The organism is Micromonospora sp. NPDC049102 (assembly GCF_043197485.1).
Taxonomy (GTDB): Bacteria; Actinomycetota; Actinomycetes; order Mycobacteriales; family Micromonosporaceae; genus Micromonospora.
In genome coordinates this window covers 91633-108447 of record NZ_JBICTE010000021.1, presented here as the reverse complement: position 1 = coordinate 108447, position 16815 = coordinate 91633, and the positions used below count along the sequence as shown (strand labels likewise).

Here is a 16815-nt window from a genome sequence, read left to right as displayed (position 1 = left end):
ACCACGGGCCCGCGAGCGACGGTTCACCAGCGGCCGAAACGGCCGGTCCTCTCGGCCTCCGCAGGCCGGCCAGGGGCTTTGACACACGGCCTAGGCGCGTTCGCCGAGGCTCGCGGTGCCGATGATCCAGCCGGTCAGGAAGCCGTAGCCTGCGCCGCTGCTGGCATCGGAGAGCGCCTTCAGCAGTGACGGGTCCGGGCCGAGCAGCGCCGCCACCACGGCGGCGAGGCCGCCGGCCAGCACGTACGCGGCCCAGCCGGAGAAGAACTGGCTGACCGAGCCGGGCACCCGGGCCACCTGCGCGGCGGGCAGCAGATAGAGCAGGGCCACCGCGAGGAGGACCAGCGCGACGGCCCGCAGGTCGGCGGCGAACAGACCGCCGGCCTGCCCATCCGCGTCCAGTCGCCAGGCCGGCCAGGCGAGCAGGCGCAGGTAGAAGCCGCCCGCCGAGTCCGGGTCGGTAAGCGTCGCGGCGGCCCAACCGGTGTACGCCGGGCTGCCGCAGATGCCGACCAGCAGCAGTACGGCGAGCGCACCGGTGCCCGCGGCCGTCCCGTAGCGGCTGACCGGGCCCGAACGGACCAGTCCCATGATCCGCCCAGGGCCCGTACCGGCCGGCCGGGCGGACCTGGGCTGCCCCGGGCGGCTCAGTGCTTCAGCAGGTAGTCGATGAAGGCGGCCCGCAGCAGCGGCGCCGACTCCTCGTAGCCGTGCCCGGTCAGCTCCCGCCACAGGGCGTTCGCCTCGTCGATGGTCGGGCCGATGGAGTTCGGCGCGCCGTCCAGCACCGTGGCCTCGTCCGCGTTCGGCAGGTGCCGGAGCACCGACCAGTAGAACCCCACGTCGCGGCGCTCCCGAGCCCGGGCGAACGCCCGCTCCCGCAGCTCCTCCGTGGACAGCGCGTCGAGTTCCTCGAACGAGGTTCCGCCGGGGGCGGCGGCTGGTGTGTCGGTCATGCGGCGAGCCTAACGGTCGAGATCAGCGCCGGCTCGACGGACGGGGCACGGCTCACCGCTCGCCGGCGTCCCAGCGACGCGGGCCGTCATCCCAGCGGGGGTCACGCCACGGGTCGGCCGGTTCCGGCGCGGGCGGCGTCGGCAGCGTCGGAGGCCAGTTGTCGGCCGGCTGGGGTCGGGGCACGCTCCACCCCGAGCTGATCGTGCCATCGCGCACCGGCTCCGGCTTCTCCACGCCACCCGGCCGGGGTCGCCCGAGCGTCTCGACCAGCCGGGTCACCAGCAGCCCGACGCCGAGCGCCACCCCGCCCACCGCCCAGCGGCTCACCGACCAGTCGCGCTCCGGCGCGTACGCCTCGAAGACGGTGACCAGGCCGACCGCCAGCACCGTGCCGAACACCCCACCCCGCCGGCCGTACGCGCTGGTGCCCCCGAGCAGGGACACACCGATGGCCAGCACGGTCCAGTCCAGCCCGGAGGTGGGTGTGACGACTCCGGGACCGTTGGCGGTGAGCAGGACCCCGCCGAGCGCCGCCAGCACGGTGGAGCCGACCAGCGCCAGCGCGGTGATCACGGCAGCCAGGGTGCCCCGGCGGCGCGCCGGATCGGCGACCGGCCGGTACCGACCCACCAGCCGGCGGATCGCCCGGATCGCGCCGAACAGACCGCCGAGCACCGCGACGGCGGCGAACCCGGCGAAGAGGAAACCGGCCGTACGCCCCGGGTCGTAGTCGCCCTGCACCAGCACCGGCGCCGACCGGCGCTCGATGTACACCACCACCCCGGCGGCGGCGGCCAGGCTCGCCGCCCAGGCGGGCACCTGCAGCGCCACCACGGCCAGTGCCAGCACGAGGCCACCCAGCGCGGCCGCCACGACGGCCGACCCCACGGACACGGCCAGCCCCCGGTCGCCCTGCTCCGCGTAGTGCAGCGCGGCGGCGACCGCCACCGGCCCGACGGCCAGATGGGGGGCGGCGGTACGCAGGCTCAGCCCGGCGGCGAGGGCGAGCAGCCCGAGGCCGACGGCGTCGACAAGCAACGTGCGCAGGTCGGCCCCTCGCAGCGCGGCCGGGTCGGCGCGCCAGAGCAGCCAGCCCAGCGCGGCCAGACCGGCCAGCAGCAGAAGTTCCCAGATCACGTGCACGCCGACCCGGTCCCGGCCGGGCTCACCGTGGGTGGGATCGTCGAAGACGTTCTCCAGGACGGCGGCAGGCACCCCGGACGAAGGGTCGACCGAGCGGTCCCGGCCCGTGTCCTCGTACCCCATGGCACCGCCTCCCCAGTGGCCGGCCGCTCCCGTGCCGACACACGCACGGATCGGGGGCGGCCGTTGCTCTCCGATCGGAGGCACCGTACCCGCGCCCGGAGCCGGACGTAACCCCCTGCTCAGCGCTGACCGGGGCGGCTCTCCCGCTGGCCCTGCTCGTGCTCGTCGTCCGGGCGCTCCGGGACCCGGCAGGAGCGTTCCAGCCACAACGCGGCGCCCACCAGCGCCAGCGACGCCAGCAACCCGCCCCCGGCGGCCGGCCGGTCCTCGGTGGCGGCACGGGTGGTCTCCACGAAGAGCCACCCGCTGAGGCCGGCGTAGAAACCGGCGAAGATGGACCCCGCCAGCGCCGACGCCTTGGCCAGCACCACGAACCGCGCGACCAGCAACGGGTTGACCGGCTCGCGGCCGGATTTACGGTCGATGCGGCCGCGCGTGTTGACGGCCGCGTACGCCTCCAGCACCGCGAGCGCGGCCAGCGTCACCACCGGCAACCACGGCAGATGGGGAATGCCGCTGTAGTAGAACGTGCTGATCAGCAGCCAGGCCACCGCCGCCGCAGCCAGGGCGGCCACGACCAGCGTCGAGATCCGGGTGGGACCCATCCGCGACCCGTCCGGGCCCGGCGGTGGGGACTTCGCCTGGGTCATGCCGGCCGGCTCCACTGGGTCATGCCGTCGACTCTAACGCCAGTTCCGGCCGTGGACGCAGTTCCAACGCGTCGTCGGCGGCCGGACCGGTGGTGAGCAGGTCGGTCAGCCAACCGTGGCCGGGCAACCGTCCGTACGGTTGGATGTCGATCCACGGTCGCAGCACGAACGCGCGCAGGTGCGCCCGGGGGTGCGGCAGGGTCAGCTCCTCCTCGTCGCTGAGCACCGGCTCGTCGTCGTCGCCCCAGACCGCGATCACGTCCACGTCGAGGGTGCGCGGCCCGAACCGCCGCTGCGGGTCACGGACCCGACCGGCCGCGCGCTCCGCGTTGCGGGCCCGCTCCAGCCAGTCGCGCGGAGTCGCGCTCGGGTCGTGGGCGAGCACCACCGCGTTGAGGTACGCGGGCTGGTCGGCGTCTCCCCACGGTGGAGTCTCGTACACCCCGGAGGCCACCAGCACGGCGTCGCCGAGCGTCGCGACAGCCGTGCGGAGGTGCTCCAGGCGGTCGCCCAGGTTGCTGCCGAGCGACAGCACGGCCCGGGTCATCGGGTACGCGTCCGGGTCATCGTGACGGCCACGTCGGTGAACGTGTGCGGCACCGGCGCCTCCGGCTTGTGCACGGTGACCGTCGCGGCGACGACCCGATCGTCGGCCAGGCAGACCGCGAGCAGCCGGTCGGCCAGGGTCTCGATCAGGTTGACCGGCTCGCCGGTCACCACCGCCACCAGCCGTTCGGCCAGCTCGCCGTAGTGGACGGTGGCGGTCACGTCGTCGCTGGCGGCGGCCGGGGCGAGGTCCAACTCCAGGACGGCGTCGACCACGAAGTCCTGCCCCTGCGCCCGCTCGAAGTCGTACACCCCGTGCCGGCCGCGCGCCCGCAGGCCGGTCAGCTGGATCCGGTCGCTCATCGGTCCGCCTCTCGCTGGCCAGCCCACTCCCTGGGGGGTGTGAGGCGCGGGCTGCCGGTGGCCGCCCAGACGGCGAGCGCGTCCACGGTCGCCCGCACGTCGTGGACGCGTACACCCCAGGCGCCCGCCGCGACGGCCAGCACGCTCGTGGCCACGGTGGCGGCCTCCCGCTCGGCGGTGGGTCGCGGCGTGCCGTCCGCGTCGGCGAGCAGGCGGCCGAGGTAGGACTTGCGGCTGGCTCCGAAGAGCAGCGGGTATCCGAGGTCCAGCAGCTCCGGTAGGCGGGCGCTGAGTTCCCAGTTGTGGGCGGCCGTCTTGGCGAAACCGAGGCCGGGGTCGACGACGATGCGGTCCGCGGACACTCCGGCGGCCAGCGCCGCGTCGACCCGTTGCCCGAGTTCCTCGCGTACGTCGGTCACCACGTCGGTGTAGCTGGCCAGGTCGCGCATCTGCCGAGAGTGGCCACGCCAGTGCATCAGCACCCAGGGGCAGCCGGCGTCCCGCACGACCCGGGCCATCTCGGGGTCGGCCAGCCCGCCGGAGACGTCGTTGACCACCTGGGCGCCGGCGTCCAGAGCCGCCTCGGCCACCCGCGCACGGCTGGTGTCGATGCTGACCGGCACCCCGGCGGCGCTCAGCTCGCGGATGACCGGCAGTACGCGCTCGGCCTCGGTCGCCGCGTCGATCCGGTCGGCGCCCGGGCGGGTCGACTCACCGCCGATGTCCACCAGGTGCGCACCGGCCTCGCGGAGACGGACGCCGTGTCCGACGGCCGCGTCGAGGTCGGCGTACCGTCCGCCGTCGGAGAAGGAGTCCGGCGTGACGTTGAGGACGCCCATCACCACCGGGCCCGGGGCCCGTACCAGATCGGTCACGACTAGACGGTACCGGTCGTGACGACGGCCCCCGGCGACCCGGGTCGACCATCACTGACGTGCGCGTTAGAACAGGTGTACGATCGGTCGTCCGGGCAGTAACGGGCAGCCTCTTCGCGGCTTGTCGCAATCCGGGGCGGCCCGTACGCTTTGGAATTGGCCAGCATTGAGATGGCGAAGCCTGGAGGGAGGGCCGAAGCGGGAAAAACCGCCCAAAGCTCGCCACTCTCCGTGGTGAGTAACGAACGCAGGGTCGAGATCGCTGCGCCCTGTCAGCAGATTTCCCGCCAGGCTTTGCCTACTGCACCGCCGCGGCACCGCCGGCCGCGCTATGGGGAGGTTCCAGTGATCGCCTTCGAGCTCATGGAGACGGCGTCGTCCGGCGTCGCCCACGCGCTCTCCACCCTGGCGTCGGCTCCGCTCGCCGAGCCGGCCCCGAAGGGGATCGACACCAACAGCGTCGTCACCTTCTTCGCCAGCAAGATCGCACCGATCCTGCTGGCGGTCCTGGGCGTCATCTTCATCGGTCGCGCCAGCCGGGGCGAGATCTCCAAGGTCCTGACGAGCTCCGCGATCGCCATCGTCGGACTGGCCTTCATCGCCGGCGCGGCAACACTCTTCTTCGTCGGCGATTACCTGATCGACCTGATCTTCGAATAGGCGCGGTCACCAGATGCGGCTGCGCACCGACGACGACATCTACCGGGCCCGCCTGGTCTACCTCGGGCCGCCCGGCTACACCCTTCCGGTCCACCTGCCCTACGCCCAGTACGGGCTCTTCATACTGCTCGTTCCCCTCTACATGTTCATCCACTGGCTGTTCACGTTGACGGTCGACCTCTTCCCAGCCTGGGAGATCGCGCTCGCCATCGTGACCACGTCGTTCATCTTCCGGCACGTCGACCCCGACCGGCCGGCGCGGGTGGTCATCCGCACCGCGCTGACCGACTGGCGACGTACCCGGGAGCCGGCGGTCGAGCAGCGCGACCCGCGCCTGGTCGGCAGCCGGATCAGGATTCGGGAGGAGCTGGCATGACCGGGCGTACGCCGATCGGTCTCCTGCACGACGCGGGTGAGGCGGTCGCATGAGTCGCTCTTCCACGCCGGGTTCCCCGGCCGGCCGCCCGGCCGTGCCGGCCGGTCACCGTACGCAGTCGTACGACTACCCCGACGCCGAGGACGAGGTCGCGCTCGACCCCGCGCTGGTGACCTCGCCCGGCCACGGCGCGGTCGGCGTCTTCCAGGCACCCCGTCCGGTCACCCGCCGGACACCTCCCGCCGAGCCCAGCGCGGTCTCGGCCGGCGAGAACGCCGACATCGACTCGCCCTTCCTGGACCTGTTCGGCGGTGCCCGGCCGGGCGGCCCCCGTGCCGTGACGGCGGCTCCCGCCAGCCGGCACCAGCCGGCGATCCCGCAGCAACCGCCGACGCCGGCCCGGCCGGCTCCGGAGGTGGAGCCACCGTGGACACCCGACGAATCCTCCAGCCGTCGGGCCGACACCTCTCCGATCGGCGAAACCCGGGTGCCGCACCAGGCGGGCGACCGACGGCCGACGCTGCACCCGACGGCGGAGATCGAGCAGACCGACGCGCCCGTGTCCGCGTCGACGGCCCCCGCGCCGGCACCCCGGGCGTCCAGCGCCACGTCCGTCGGGCAACCGCCGGCGCCGGTCGAGCGCCCCGGCGCTCCGGCCGAGCAGCCGACCGCGCCGGCGGCACGGCCGCTCGGCGCCGTCCCCGGCGACCGGCCGGCTCTGGAACGCGGGCCACGCCGCGCCACGCGCTCGGAGCGACCCACGGACACCGGCAGAGAGGTGGCCACGCCACGCCAACGGGCCGCGAGCCAGCAGGACCGGCCGATCAAGCCGGTCCGGGTACGTGCCCCGAAGATCAAGTTCGGTGACCGTGACCCGTCGGTCGAGCTGGCGATCACCGAGATCGCCGGTCACCTGACCTTCACCCCGAACACGGTCACCGCCTGGTACTGGCTACCCGAGGTGCGCTGGGCCTTCCGCCCGGACGCCGAACGCGAGGCGCTGCTGTCGGCGATCTCCGAGCAGTACGCGGGCCTGGCCGGCTTCCGACTGCACCTGCGCCGGACCACCCGGCCGTTCCCCGCCGACGAGTGGGCCCGCACCATCGACACGCACACGTCGGCGCCGCTGCCCGACGTCCCCGGCACCACCGGCTGGGCGGACCACCTGGTCGCCGCCCAGCGCCACCTGATGGCCGTCAACCACGCCGAGGGCCAGACCTACCTGGGCGTCACCTTCGCCCGACGCTCCCTCGGCGACTCCATGACCGAACGGTTGCTCCGCACCTTCGGCCGGGGCACCGCCGAGGGCGAACGTCGCAAGCTGGGCCGCACCGTGGAGCAGTTCGACGAGGTGCTCGGCGCGTTCGGCATGCGTGGCCGACGGGTCACCGCACAGGAACTGGAGTGGCTGCTCTACCGCTCGGTCGCGCTGTGCATGGCGCCCCCGGGACGGCTCTCGCCGGTGACCGACGGGCAGTGGGAACGCGGTGACCTGCTCGCTCTGACCGAACAGGTCGAGCGCTACCGCACCCCGTACGGGTCGACGGTCAAACTGGTCAACCGGATGACCGGCGAGGAACGGCACGTGGCGGTACTCGCCGTCGGCCGCATGGAACCGCTGGAGATCCCGGAGCGGCACGAGCCGTGGTTGCACTTCCACGAGCGACTGCCCTGGCCGATGGAAATCTCCACCCGGGTCGACATCCTCGGTTCCGGCGACTCGTTCCGCAACCTCGAACACCGGCTCCGGATGATCCGCTCCCAGCAGCTCGACTACGCCGAGCACGGCATCGACGCGCCTCCGGAGCTCGAACGCCTCGCCAAGCGGGCGCTGGTGATCGGCGACGAGATGACCACCGGCCTACCCGTCGACTCGGCGCGCGCACACGGCTGGCACCGGATCGCGGTCGGCGGCCGGACCAGGGAGGAATGCCTGGAGCGGGCCCGGCGGCTCATCCAGCTCTACTCCCGGGAGCTGCGCATCTCGCTGCAGCACCCCAAGAACCAGGACTGGCTGGCCCGCGAGTTCATCCCCGGCGAGCCCATCGCCAACACCGGCTACGTCCGGCGGATGCCGGTCCCCCTGCTCGCCGCCGCGCTCCCCCAGGCCGCCTCCACCGTCGGCGACCGGCGGGGCGCCCTGATCGGACGTACCGCCGGCACCTGCCGCCGACCGGTCTTCCTCGACCTGCACTTCCCCATGGAGGTACGCGAACGCTCCGGGCTCGCGGTGTTCGTGGCCGAGCCGGGCGGCGGCAAGTCGACCCTGCTCGGCGCGCTGGGCTACCTCGCCGCCCGGCGGGGTGTGCAGGTGACCCTCCTCGACCCGTCCGGACCGCTGGCCCGGCTCTGCGCCATGCCCGAACTGCGGCCGTACTCCCGGGTGTTGAACCTGACCGGGTCCGAGCACGGCACCCTGGCGCCCTACTCCCTCATCCCCACGCCCCTGCGCAGCGAGTTCGCCACCGGCGCCGGCGGTGACCGCGAGTTCGAGATCGCCGTCTCCAACGCACGGGCCGAGCGGCGGATGCTGGTCCAGGACATCTGCATGATGCTCGTGCCGCCACAGGTGGCCCGGGAGGCGTCGACCGCCACCCTGTTCCGGCATGCCGTACGGCAGGTCCCCGCCGAGGAGACGTCCACCCTGGACGACGTGGTGAGCTGCCTCGGGCGGCTCGACGACGACGCTGGCAAGGAGCTGGCGAACCTTCTCCTGGACACCGCCGAGATGCCGCTGGCCATGCTGTTCTTCGGCCGGCCACCCGAAGGGCTGCTCGGTGCCGACGCGGCACTCACCGTGATCACCATGGCGGGGCTCCGACTGCCCGACCTCAAGATCGAACGCGAGTACTGGTCGGCCGAGGAGGCCCTCGCCCTGCCGATGCTGCACACCGCGCACCGGCTCGCCGTCCGCCGCTGCTACGGCGGGTCGATGTCGTCCCGCAAGCTGGTCGGCCTCGACGAGGCGCACTTCATGGAGGGCTGGCGGTCCGGGCGGTCGTTCCTGGTCCGGCTCGCCCGCGACTCCCGCAAGTGGAACCTCGCCGCGCTTGTCGCCTCGCAGAACCCCCGCGACATCCTCGGCCTCGACGTGCAGAACCTGGTCTCCACCGTCTTCGTCGGCCGGATCGCCGAGGACGCCGAGATCGCCTCCGAAGCGCTGCGCCTGCTGCGGGTACCGGTCAACGACGGGTACGAGGCCACCCTGGCCTCGCTCTCCGCCGCCGACAGCAACTCGGCCTCCCGCCTCGGCTTCCGGGAGTTCGTGATGCGTGACGTCGACGGCCGGGTGCAGAAGGTACGGGTCGACGTCTCGTACGTCGACGGCCTTCTGGACCACCTCGACACGACACCCGCCGCGATCGCCGCGGCAGCCGGAGTCCTACCGAGCATCTCCCTGCCCGATCTGGAGGCGTGACATGGCTGGGGCCCGGGTTCGGATCGCGTCGTTCCTGCTCGCGCTCGGCGTACTGGCCGGGGCCACCCTCAGCTGGCCGCTGCTCGGCGCGGAAGCTGCCGCAGCCGCCTCACCGGTCACCCAGGCCCGAGCCGACCTCTGCACCACGGCCGAGTGGCAGGCCGACTTCCGGGCCTGCGTGGGAAAGCTCCAGGAGGTCAGCGAGGACGAGGTCAAATGTCGCAACGCGCCGACCCCGGGCACGCCCGACTCCGGCCTCGCCGGCTGGTTCGCGGGTCGTCCGGACTCAGCCAAGAAGCTCGGGCCAAAGGGCCTCTACAGCGACTACGGCTATGCGGGATACAACTATCCGACGTACGACATCCCGGGCGGCTGTGCGTCATCGGTCCTGCACCCTGACTACAAGTTCACCACCACGGTGGCGAACGGTGAGTTCATGATCGCCACGGCGATCGTCGGCGCCTCGAACGCGCTGCGGGAACGCGCCTGGGATCCCCGCTCGATGTGGGGATGGGCCGATCCGCTGGTCGAAAAGGCGACCAAGGCCGTCTACGAGAAGGTGTTCAGCGTCTTCGGGATCGTCACGCTGTGCGTCGTGGGGCTCTACCTGCTCTGGCGGTCCCGCCAATCAGACATGAGCAACGCGATGACCACGGCGGGCTGGGCTCTCCTCGTGATGGTCGCGGTCACGGCGCTGGCCGCCTGGCCAGTGAAGTCGGCGAACATCGCGGACGGCACGTTGGTCACCTCGCTGGGTGTGGTGCACGACGCCGTAGGCCCAGCTGCCAGGGACACGCCTCCGAGTCAATGTGATGATCCAAATCCAGAGGCTTGTAAGGACAACAGGCCTCCCGCCGTAAGGGCCAGCGACACCGCCACCGAGGCGATGCTCTATCGGAATTGGCTACGGGGAGTCCTCGGATCGGCGGACAGCGAGACGGCGCGCAAGTACGGGCCGGCGCTGTACGACGCCAAGGCGCTGTCGTGGGACGAGGTTGAGAAGCTGCGCGCCAACCCGGCCACCCGGGAGGCGACGATCAAGGCGAAGCAGCAACAGTGGGCGCGGGTGGCCCAGCAGATCCAGACCGAGGACCCGGAGGCGTACGAGTACCTCCAGGGCGTCCGGGACATGGACCGGGTCGGGGCGGGGTTCATCGCCGTGCTGGCCTCGGTGCTGTTCGCCATGTTCGACCTGACGGCATCACTCCTGGTCCTGCTGGGCTTTCTCATCTTCAGATGGGCGGTGATCGCGGCACCGATCCTGGGCACGGTCGGACTGCTCCGACCGGCCAGTGCCGGCCTGCGGCGGCTGGCGAACGCCGTCGTCGCCGCGATCTTCAACATCGCCATCTTCGGCACCGGGGCTGCCATCTACCTGTTCGCGGTTGATCTGATCATGAGTACGCCCACGCTGCCCGGTTGGCTCCAGGTGGTGCTGGTGTGGTTGTGCGGAGTGGTCGGTTGGCTGCTGCTACGGCCGTACCGGCGAATCACCCAGCTCGGCGGTAAGGACAGCAGCGAGGCGGTCAGCTCGGCCGGCTCCTGGCACCGCCGGTTCTTCCGCGACATGCGAGTCGCGGCGCGACTCGACGTCGTCGAGCCCGGCGGCACCGTAGAACCGGTGGGCGGACGCCGCCGATCGCCCGACGCCGAGCAGACCCGACTGCGCCCGGAGGCACGCCGGGAAGACCCGGTCCCGACGCCGGCGCCTACTCCGGCGGGAGGCCGACACACCGACGACGGCCGACCGGATGGTCGGGAACGCGCCGACGAGGCACCGATCGGGGAGACCGGCAGCCGCAATCGTCCCGTGCCGCCGCAGCCTCGGCGCCGCCAGCCGGCGACGTGGACCGAACCGGACGTGCCGGCGGAGAATCCGTCGTTCGTGGTCTACCGGCCCGGCTCCACCGAACGTGCGCCGGACCGCACCGGACCGCGGGTGCGTTCCGAGGCTCGGTGACAGCGATGCGACGGGCTTTGGAATTCCTCTTCACCCGGGCGCTGCGGTCCCGGCTGGGAGTGGCCGCGGTGATCGCGGTACTCGTCCTCGGGGTGATCGGGGCGGCCCGCCTGGCGGCCGGCCCGACCGATTCGGCGGACGGGTTGAGCAACCGCCCCAACCGGCCGATCACGACCGTCGACCCAACGGCCGGTGACGACGGTCTGATCGCCAGCGAGGCCCCGCCGTCACCGGTCACTCCGGCCGGTGCCCGCACGCCCGAGCAGATCGCGGACCGATTCGCCTCGGCCTGGCTCGGCCGGCCCGGCATGACAGCCGAGCAGTGGCAGACTGGCCTGCGGCCGATGTCGACGCCGGCCCTGACCGAGAAGTTGGCCGGCGCCGAGCCCGGCGGGGTGCCGGCCGAGCAGGTGACCGGCCCACCTACAGTGCGGTCGCGCACCGAGACCTTCGTGGAGGTGCTGCTACCACTCGACACCGGGCGGCTCCGGCTGGAGCTGGTGTTGGCGGACAAGAGTTGGCTGGTCGACGTGGTCGACTGGGAGCGACAGTGACCGCCGGCCGAGCGGGCCGCGCCCTCCGTCGGCCGATCCGGGCCGGCGTGGTCGCCTCGGTGCTCACCGGCATCCTGCTTCTGCTCTGCTGCACCGGCGGGACCGCTGCGTTCTTTCTCAGTGGCCTCGGCGGTGACGCGGAGGACGGGGACGCCCTGGCCGGCTGGGGCTGCGGGCCGGTACGTCCCGTCGACATCACCGGCGAACTACCCCGGTTCACCGAGTACGGCGACGCCCAGGTCCGCAACGCCGCGATCATCATCAAGGTCGGTCAGGACCTGGGCGTGCCCTCGCGCGGCTGGGTCATCGCCCTGGCCACCGCGATGCAGGAGTCAGCCCTGCGTAACCTGGCCAACAGTGACGTGCCGGAGTCCCTGGCTCTGCCGCACGAGGGCGTCGGTGCCGACCACGACTCGCTGGGCCTCTTCCAACAGCGTCCGGGGTGGGGCTCGATCGCCGAACGGATGACACCCGCGTACACAGCCCGGAAGTTCTACGAGAAGCTCGTCAAGGTACGCAGCTGGCAGCGCCGGCCGCTGACGGTCGTGGCACAGCAGGTCCAGGTCAGCGCCTATCCAGACGCATACGCCAAGCACGAGGAGCTGGCCAGCAACATCGTGGACGCATTGGCCGGTGGTGCGGCACGCACGGTCCAGATCAACGGCAAGGCCGTGTGCGACGCGGCCGAGCGCGGCCAGATCGCCGCCTCCGGCTGGACTGCGCCGATCTCCGGCGACGTCGGCTCCGGCTTCCAGACCGCCGATCGGCCCAGCCACAACGGCGTCGACATCGGGGCGTCTAAAGGCACCGAGATCCGTGCCGCGGCCGCTGGTCGCGTACTGGTCGCCCGCTGCGACCCGGACAACCGAGGGCGCCGGAGCTGCGACGTGGACGGGTATCCGGGCAAGGGCGGCTGCGGCTGGTTCGTCGACATCCTGCACGCCGGTGGCTACATCACGCGGTACTGCCACATGGTGGTCCAGCCCCGGGTGTCGCCGGACCAGATTGTCCAGGCCGGACAGGTGATCGGGCAGGTCGGCAGCAGCGGCAATTCGTCAGGTCCGCACCTGCACTTCGAGGTGCACCTGCGCAGCGACCGGTCCAGCCGGGGTGCGACCGACCCGATTCCCTTCATGCGCGTGCGGGGCGCTCCGCTGCGCGCTGCGGAGTGAGGCCGTCACTGGCATGACCGGACCGCTGCCGGACCCGTTCGCCGACCAACCCGACTGGGCGCCTCGGCCACCCCGTCCCCTGACCATCGTGCCCGCCACCGAACGCGTGGAGTTGCGCGGGCAGCGGGTGCTCGTGGGTCTGCCAGGGCTGGGCTGGCGAGGAGACCTGCGGGCGGACGACCGGGTCGTGCAGGGTGCCCGGACCTATGTGCCGGTCATACCCGAGCACGAGTGGTACCGGGCCGAGGCCGACCAGGTCGAGGTGTTCGCACCCCTGGTTCCCGTGGAGCGGGTCTGGGTGGAGACGGTCGGTGATCGGCAGACGTCGGACGGCGCCCGGGACACCGGTATCCGGTTGGTCTCGCTGGACGGACCGTCCCACCGCTCTCCCACACCCGTGTTCGAAGCGGACGCGGTCACCGGCCGCCGGGTGGTACACGTCGAGGACGGACTCGAACACCGGGACATGCGGGCAGTGACCGAGACCTACTCGGGAGCCGAGGGCGACATCTGCGTACGGATCACGCCCGAGGTGGAGTGGTACCGCTGGGCCTGGCGCGGCCAGTCACCCACCACCCTGGAGGTACCCGTCCACCTGCTCTGGATCGAGTAACCGTCAGCTGACCTTCGTCCCAGTGCAAACCCGCCAACCGCTGCCACTCTTGACCACGTTAAAGGTCCAGTCTTCTCTGCGGCTACTCCTGGGGACGCCGTCCGAAGATCCAGCAATCGTAAGTGTCGTGGCAACCGACTCGCCGTCACTCGACGGGCTCCTAGTCAGAGGGCCCCAAGTGATTCGTACAGTCACATCAAACTTTGACTCTCGCTGCTCTACCTCAAGGCGCAGCTCGCGCAACGGGCCAAGCTCTGCTCTTCCTTCGCAGGTGTACAGGTTGGCTCGGGCGTCGTTGCGGTCGACCAGAAACGCACGTAGGTAGTTGTCGACGACCACGTCGGGGGCGCTGCGGTCCGGTGCGGCGGCGCGGTTGTACAGCACGAAACCCGTCGCCACCCCGCCGAGCAGGAGCAGGCCGAGCACCCCACCGACCACGATGAGCACGGTTCGCAGGCGTCGGCGTCGTGGCTGTGGTGCCGGCGTTGGTGGGGCCGGCGGCAGCTGCTCGGACGGAGTCCGTTGGGCCGGTACGCGGGAGACCTGGGAACCGGCGGGGGGCTGCACTGATTCCACCTCCTGACGTTAACGGCTGGACGGCCCGGAGCCAATGCCCCAGCTCCAGCGGATCGTGACGGACCCCTCCCCACCGGTGAGATCCACGACAACACCGGCGCATCGCCGTGGTACCTCCCGGAGGAGGACCTCCGGCTGGGATACCGTCACTGCTAGGGGAGGGGTTGCCGACCTCGGTGAGGGGGTGGACACGGTGGCCGGTCCGAAGGCACGCACGAACCGCGCCGCGGCGCTGCACCGCCGGGCTGCCGCTGTCGTGACCGCCGCCGCCGGGATCCTCGACGAGATTCGGCCGGCCCCTGCTGATCAGCGTCGCCAGTACGAGTTGGCCGACCGGCTGCGGGTGGTTGCCGCGCGGCTGGCCCCGGGCTGGTCGGGTGCCACTCTGGATTCGCTCGACGTGAAATCTCCGGCAGGCGACGGCCCGCCACCCTTCGTTCGGGTGGGTACGGCGGCACCGTTGGATGACGCCCGTTTCCCCGCTCTGGTGCCGCTGATCGGTGCCGGCCATCTGAGCGTTGACGCCGATGGGCGCGAGCCGCGGGTGGCGGGGCTGTTGCGTGCCGTGCTGTTGCGCCTGCTGGGTGCGACTCCCGCTGGTGCGTTGTTGGTACGGGCGGTGGACGCCACGGGTGCCGTGCTCACGCCGTTCGGCGCGCTGGCCGATGCCGGGCTGCTGCCCCCGCCGGCGGTGGACGTGGCGGGTCTACGCGCGGTGCTGACCGAGGCCGAGCAGTGGGTTGCTCCGGGTGCGAGCGGGCGACGTCGTCATGACCGGACGCTGCTGCTGGTGGTCGCCGCGTTGCCGGAGTTGACCGGTCCTACCGACCTGGCGCGGATCGAGGCGCTGGCTGAGCAGGGGCCGGCGGCGGGGCTGCACCTGGCGGTGGCCGGCTGGCCGCCGCCCGGCCCGTACTCGTCCCGGGCACCCTTGCCGCAGGCCACCTCGTTGGTGCTGCGCAACGCGTACGCGCTGCTGGGCGATCCGCCGGGGGCGTCGTTCGCGAGTCCCGGGGCCGAGCCGCCGAGCGGTTTGAATTCGCCGATCTTCGTGGAGACGGACCCGCCGGCGGATCTCGTCGAGGCGGTCTGTCGGCGGCTCGCCGCCCAGGTGGAGGCGGGCTCCCGGTTGGCGTTGGCGGATCTGCTGCCGGAGACGGGCGATGACCTCTGGGCTGCGGATTCCGCGGACAGCCTCACCACGATGGTGGGTGACGCGGGCGGTCGGCCGGTGCCGCTGGGCTTCACCGAGCTGACCCCGCACTGGCTGGTGAGTGGCCGGTCCGGGGCAGGTCGTGCGGCGTTCCTGACCACAGCCCTGCTGGGCCTGGCCGCCCGGTACGGCCCGGACGATCTGGCGCTCTACCTGGTGGACCTGGGTGACGGTGAGTCGTTCGTGGAGTTTCTGCAGACCGAGCGGGACCGCTCCTGGGTTCCGCAGGTGCGGGCTGCGGCCATCGCGGCCGACCGGGAGTACGTCCGGGACCTGTTCGACCAGTTGGCAGCCGAGGTGCAGCGCCGCGCGGAGGCGGCGGGGCGGGCCGGTGGGCAGCGCTTCGCCGAGTTGCGCCAGCACCGTCCGCTGCCGCGCATCGTCTGCGTGGTCGACAATGTGCCGCTGCTCTTCGCCGAGCGGGATCGGCTGGCCACCGAGGTGGCCGCGCAGGTCGACAGGCTGGCCCGGTCCGGTCGGGCGTACGGCGTGCACCTGGTCCTGGCCGGCGCGGGTGAGCTGGGGTTGAGTGCGCGGGCGGACGCCGGACACCGGGATTCGGTGCTGGGGCAGTTCCCGGTGCGGGTGGCGTTGCCGGGCGGCGGCCCGGTGCTGGAGCCGACCAACGACTCGGCCGCTGGACTGCCGGTGGGCAGCGCGGTGGTGAACACCGCCGGCGGGCTCGGCGGCCCCCGGGGCGCGATCCGTGGTCACGAGCGGTTGATTCGCCACCCCGACCCGTTGGACGACCCGGAGGTGGTCGACCGGCTGCGGCACGAGCTGTGGGCGGCCCGACCGTCCGACGCGACGCCACCGGTGGTGTTCGCCGGGTACGCCCGTCCGCTGCTGGCCAACGACCCCCGTCACCGGGCGGCCCTGGCGGGGCAGGCACGCGGGCCGGCGGCTCTGTTGGGCCGAGCGGTGGACGTGGCCCGTACGACGGTTGCCGTTCCGATGGGGCCGGCGCCCGGACGTAACCTCGCGGTGCTGGGCTCGGGCGCGGCGGCGGGTGGTCTGCTGGCGACGGCCGCTCGCAGCACCGCCGCCCATCACGCGCCGGGCGCCGCCCGGTTCCTCGTGTCCGCGCCGGACCAGGGAGCACGCGCGCTGGCGGAGGCGTTGACGGCCGAGCTGGCCGCCCGCCATCCGGCCCGGCTGGTGGACCTGTCGACGCTGGTCGCGGACGCCCAGGGCGTAACCGACATCGACACCAACGCCGGCAGCACCGCCGACCCTGACGAGGCACTGCCGACGTACCTGGTGATCTTCGGGTTGGATCGGCCCGGGCCGCGGGAGCTGCCGGCGGATCGGCTGCGCGCGCTGCTGCGGGACGGTCCCCCGGCGGGCCGGCACCTCCTGGGTTGGTGGCGGGCGGTGCCGCCGTTCGCCGCGCTGCTGGAGCCGGACGGCGACGTCGACAAGCTGGCCGCCGTCGTGGTGCTGGACGTGCCGGCGGCGCAGCTCGCCGCGGTGTTCGGCCGGCCAATCCAGTGGCGGGCGCACCCGGACCGGGCGACGCTGTGGGACGGTCCGGACGAGCGGGGCACGGTCCTGGTGCCGTTCGCGGACGAGGCGGGGTGAGCTGGCATGCGGGTGGGCCGGCCATGCGGGGTGAG

The 16815-nt window shown here is 72.4% G+C and carries 16 protein-coding genes; 8 read left to right on the top strand and 8 right to left on the bottom strand.

Annotated features, from left to right (window positions below; all coding sequences use genetic code 11):
- Positions 1-90: 90 nt before the first annotated feature.
- The 7 genes from ACGFH9_RS20435 to folP form a co-directional block, all read right to left on the bottom strand.
- Positions 91-591, bottom strand: a complete 501-nt coding sequence (locus tag ACGFH9_RS20435; RefSeq protein WP_393221516.1) for a hypothetical protein — start codon at positions 589-591, stop codon at positions 91-93.
- Positions 592-647: 56 nt separating this feature from the next.
- A complete protein-coding gene (locus tag ACGFH9_RS20430; RefSeq protein ID WP_355238523.1) occupies positions 648-956 on the bottom strand; it encodes a hypothetical protein in 309 nt (102 codons plus the stop codon).
- Between the two features lie 52 nt (positions 957-1008).
- A complete protein-coding gene (locus ACGFH9_RS20425; protein ID WP_393221512.1) occupies positions 1009-2223 on the bottom strand; it encodes an ABC transporter permease in 1215 nt (404 codons plus the stop codon).
- Between the two features lie 119 nt (positions 2224-2342).
- Complete coding sequence (locus tag ACGFH9_RS20420; RefSeq protein ID WP_393221509.1) at positions 2343-2873, bottom strand: DUF3180 domain-containing protein; 531 nt, start codon at positions 2871-2873, stop codon at positions 2343-2345.
- 19 nt (positions 2874-2892) lie between these two features.
- Positions 2893-3420, bottom strand: coding sequence for a 2-amino-4-hydroxy-6-hydroxymethyldihydropteridine diphosphokinase (gene folK / locus ACGFH9_RS20415; RefSeq protein ID WP_393221505.1), 528 nt, complete (start codon positions 3418-3420; stop codon positions 2893-2895).
- The gene (gene folB / locus ACGFH9_RS20410; RefSeq protein ID WP_355238535.1) at positions 3417-3782 is read right to left on the bottom strand and encodes a dihydroneopterin aldolase; all 366 of its coding nucleotides are present in this window, start codon (positions 3780-3782) and stop codon (positions 3417-3419) included. Before folB ends, folK begins: the two co-directional genes overlap by 4 nt.
- Entirely contained in the window at positions 3779-4657 is an 879-nt protein-coding gene (gene folP, locus ACGFH9_RS20405; RefSeq protein ID WP_393221501.1) for a dihydropteroate synthase, read from the bottom strand. Before folP ends, folB begins: the two co-directional genes overlap by 4 nt.
- Before the next feature lie 345 nt (positions 4658-5002).
- On the opposite strand from folP, the gene ACGFH9_RS20400 reads away from it, so the two are divergent.
- The 7 genes from ACGFH9_RS20400 to ACGFH9_RS20370 are packed head-to-tail and all read left to right on the top strand — an operon-like array spanning position 5003 to position 13410.
- On the top strand, positions 5003-5317 hold the full coding sequence (locus ACGFH9_RS20400) for a hypothetical protein (protein ID WP_030327982.1): 315 nt from the start codon (positions 5003-5005) through the stop codon (positions 5315-5317).
- A 13-nt stretch (positions 5318-5330) separates the two neighbouring features.
- Positions 5331-5693, top strand: coding sequence for a hypothetical protein (locus ACGFH9_RS20395; protein WP_393221499.1), 363 nt, complete (start codon positions 5331-5333; stop codon positions 5691-5693).
- A gap of 49 nt (positions 5694-5742) precedes the next feature.
- On the top strand, positions 5743-9111 hold the full coding sequence (locus tag ACGFH9_RS20390) for an ATP-binding protein (RefSeq protein ID WP_393221496.1): 3369 nt from the start codon (positions 5743-5745) through the stop codon (positions 9109-9111).
- 1 nt (position 9112) lies between these two features.
- The gene (locus tag ACGFH9_RS20385) at positions 9113-11071 is read left to right on the top strand and encodes an MFS transporter (RefSeq protein WP_393221493.1); all 1959 of its coding nucleotides are present in this window, start codon (positions 9113-9115) and stop codon (positions 11069-11071) included.
- Entirely contained in the window at positions 11068-11625 is a 558-nt protein-coding gene (locus tag ACGFH9_RS20380) for a hypothetical protein (RefSeq protein ID WP_393221490.1), read from the top strand. The genes ACGFH9_RS20385 and ACGFH9_RS20380 overlap by 4 nt, the downstream gene beginning before the upstream one ends.
- Complete coding sequence (locus ACGFH9_RS20375; RefSeq protein ID WP_393221487.1) at positions 11622-12797, top strand: M23 family metallopeptidase; 1176 nt, start codon at positions 11622-11624, stop codon at positions 12795-12797. The genes ACGFH9_RS20380 and ACGFH9_RS20375 overlap by 4 nt, the downstream gene beginning before the upstream one ends.
- Before the next feature lie 13 nt (positions 12798-12810).
- On the top strand, positions 12811-13410 hold the full coding sequence (locus tag ACGFH9_RS20370) for a hypothetical protein (protein WP_393221484.1): 600 nt from the start codon (positions 12811-12813) through the stop codon (positions 13408-13410).
- Between the two features lie 3 nt (positions 13411-13413).
- On the opposite strand, the gene ACGFH9_RS20365 is transcribed toward ACGFH9_RS20370, so the two are convergent.
- Complete coding sequence (locus tag ACGFH9_RS20365) at positions 13414-13977, bottom strand: hypothetical protein (RefSeq protein WP_393221536.1); 564 nt, start codon at positions 13975-13977, stop codon at positions 13414-13416.
- A gap of 193 nt (positions 13978-14170) precedes the next feature.
- On the opposite strand from ACGFH9_RS20365, the gene ACGFH9_RS20360 reads away from it, so the two are divergent.
- On the top strand, positions 14171-16780 hold the full coding sequence (locus ACGFH9_RS20360; RefSeq protein WP_393221481.1) for an FtsK/SpoIIIE domain-containing protein: 2610 nt from the start codon (positions 14171-14173) through the stop codon (positions 16778-16780).
- The last annotated feature ends 35 nt before the right edge of the window (positions 16781-16815 follow it).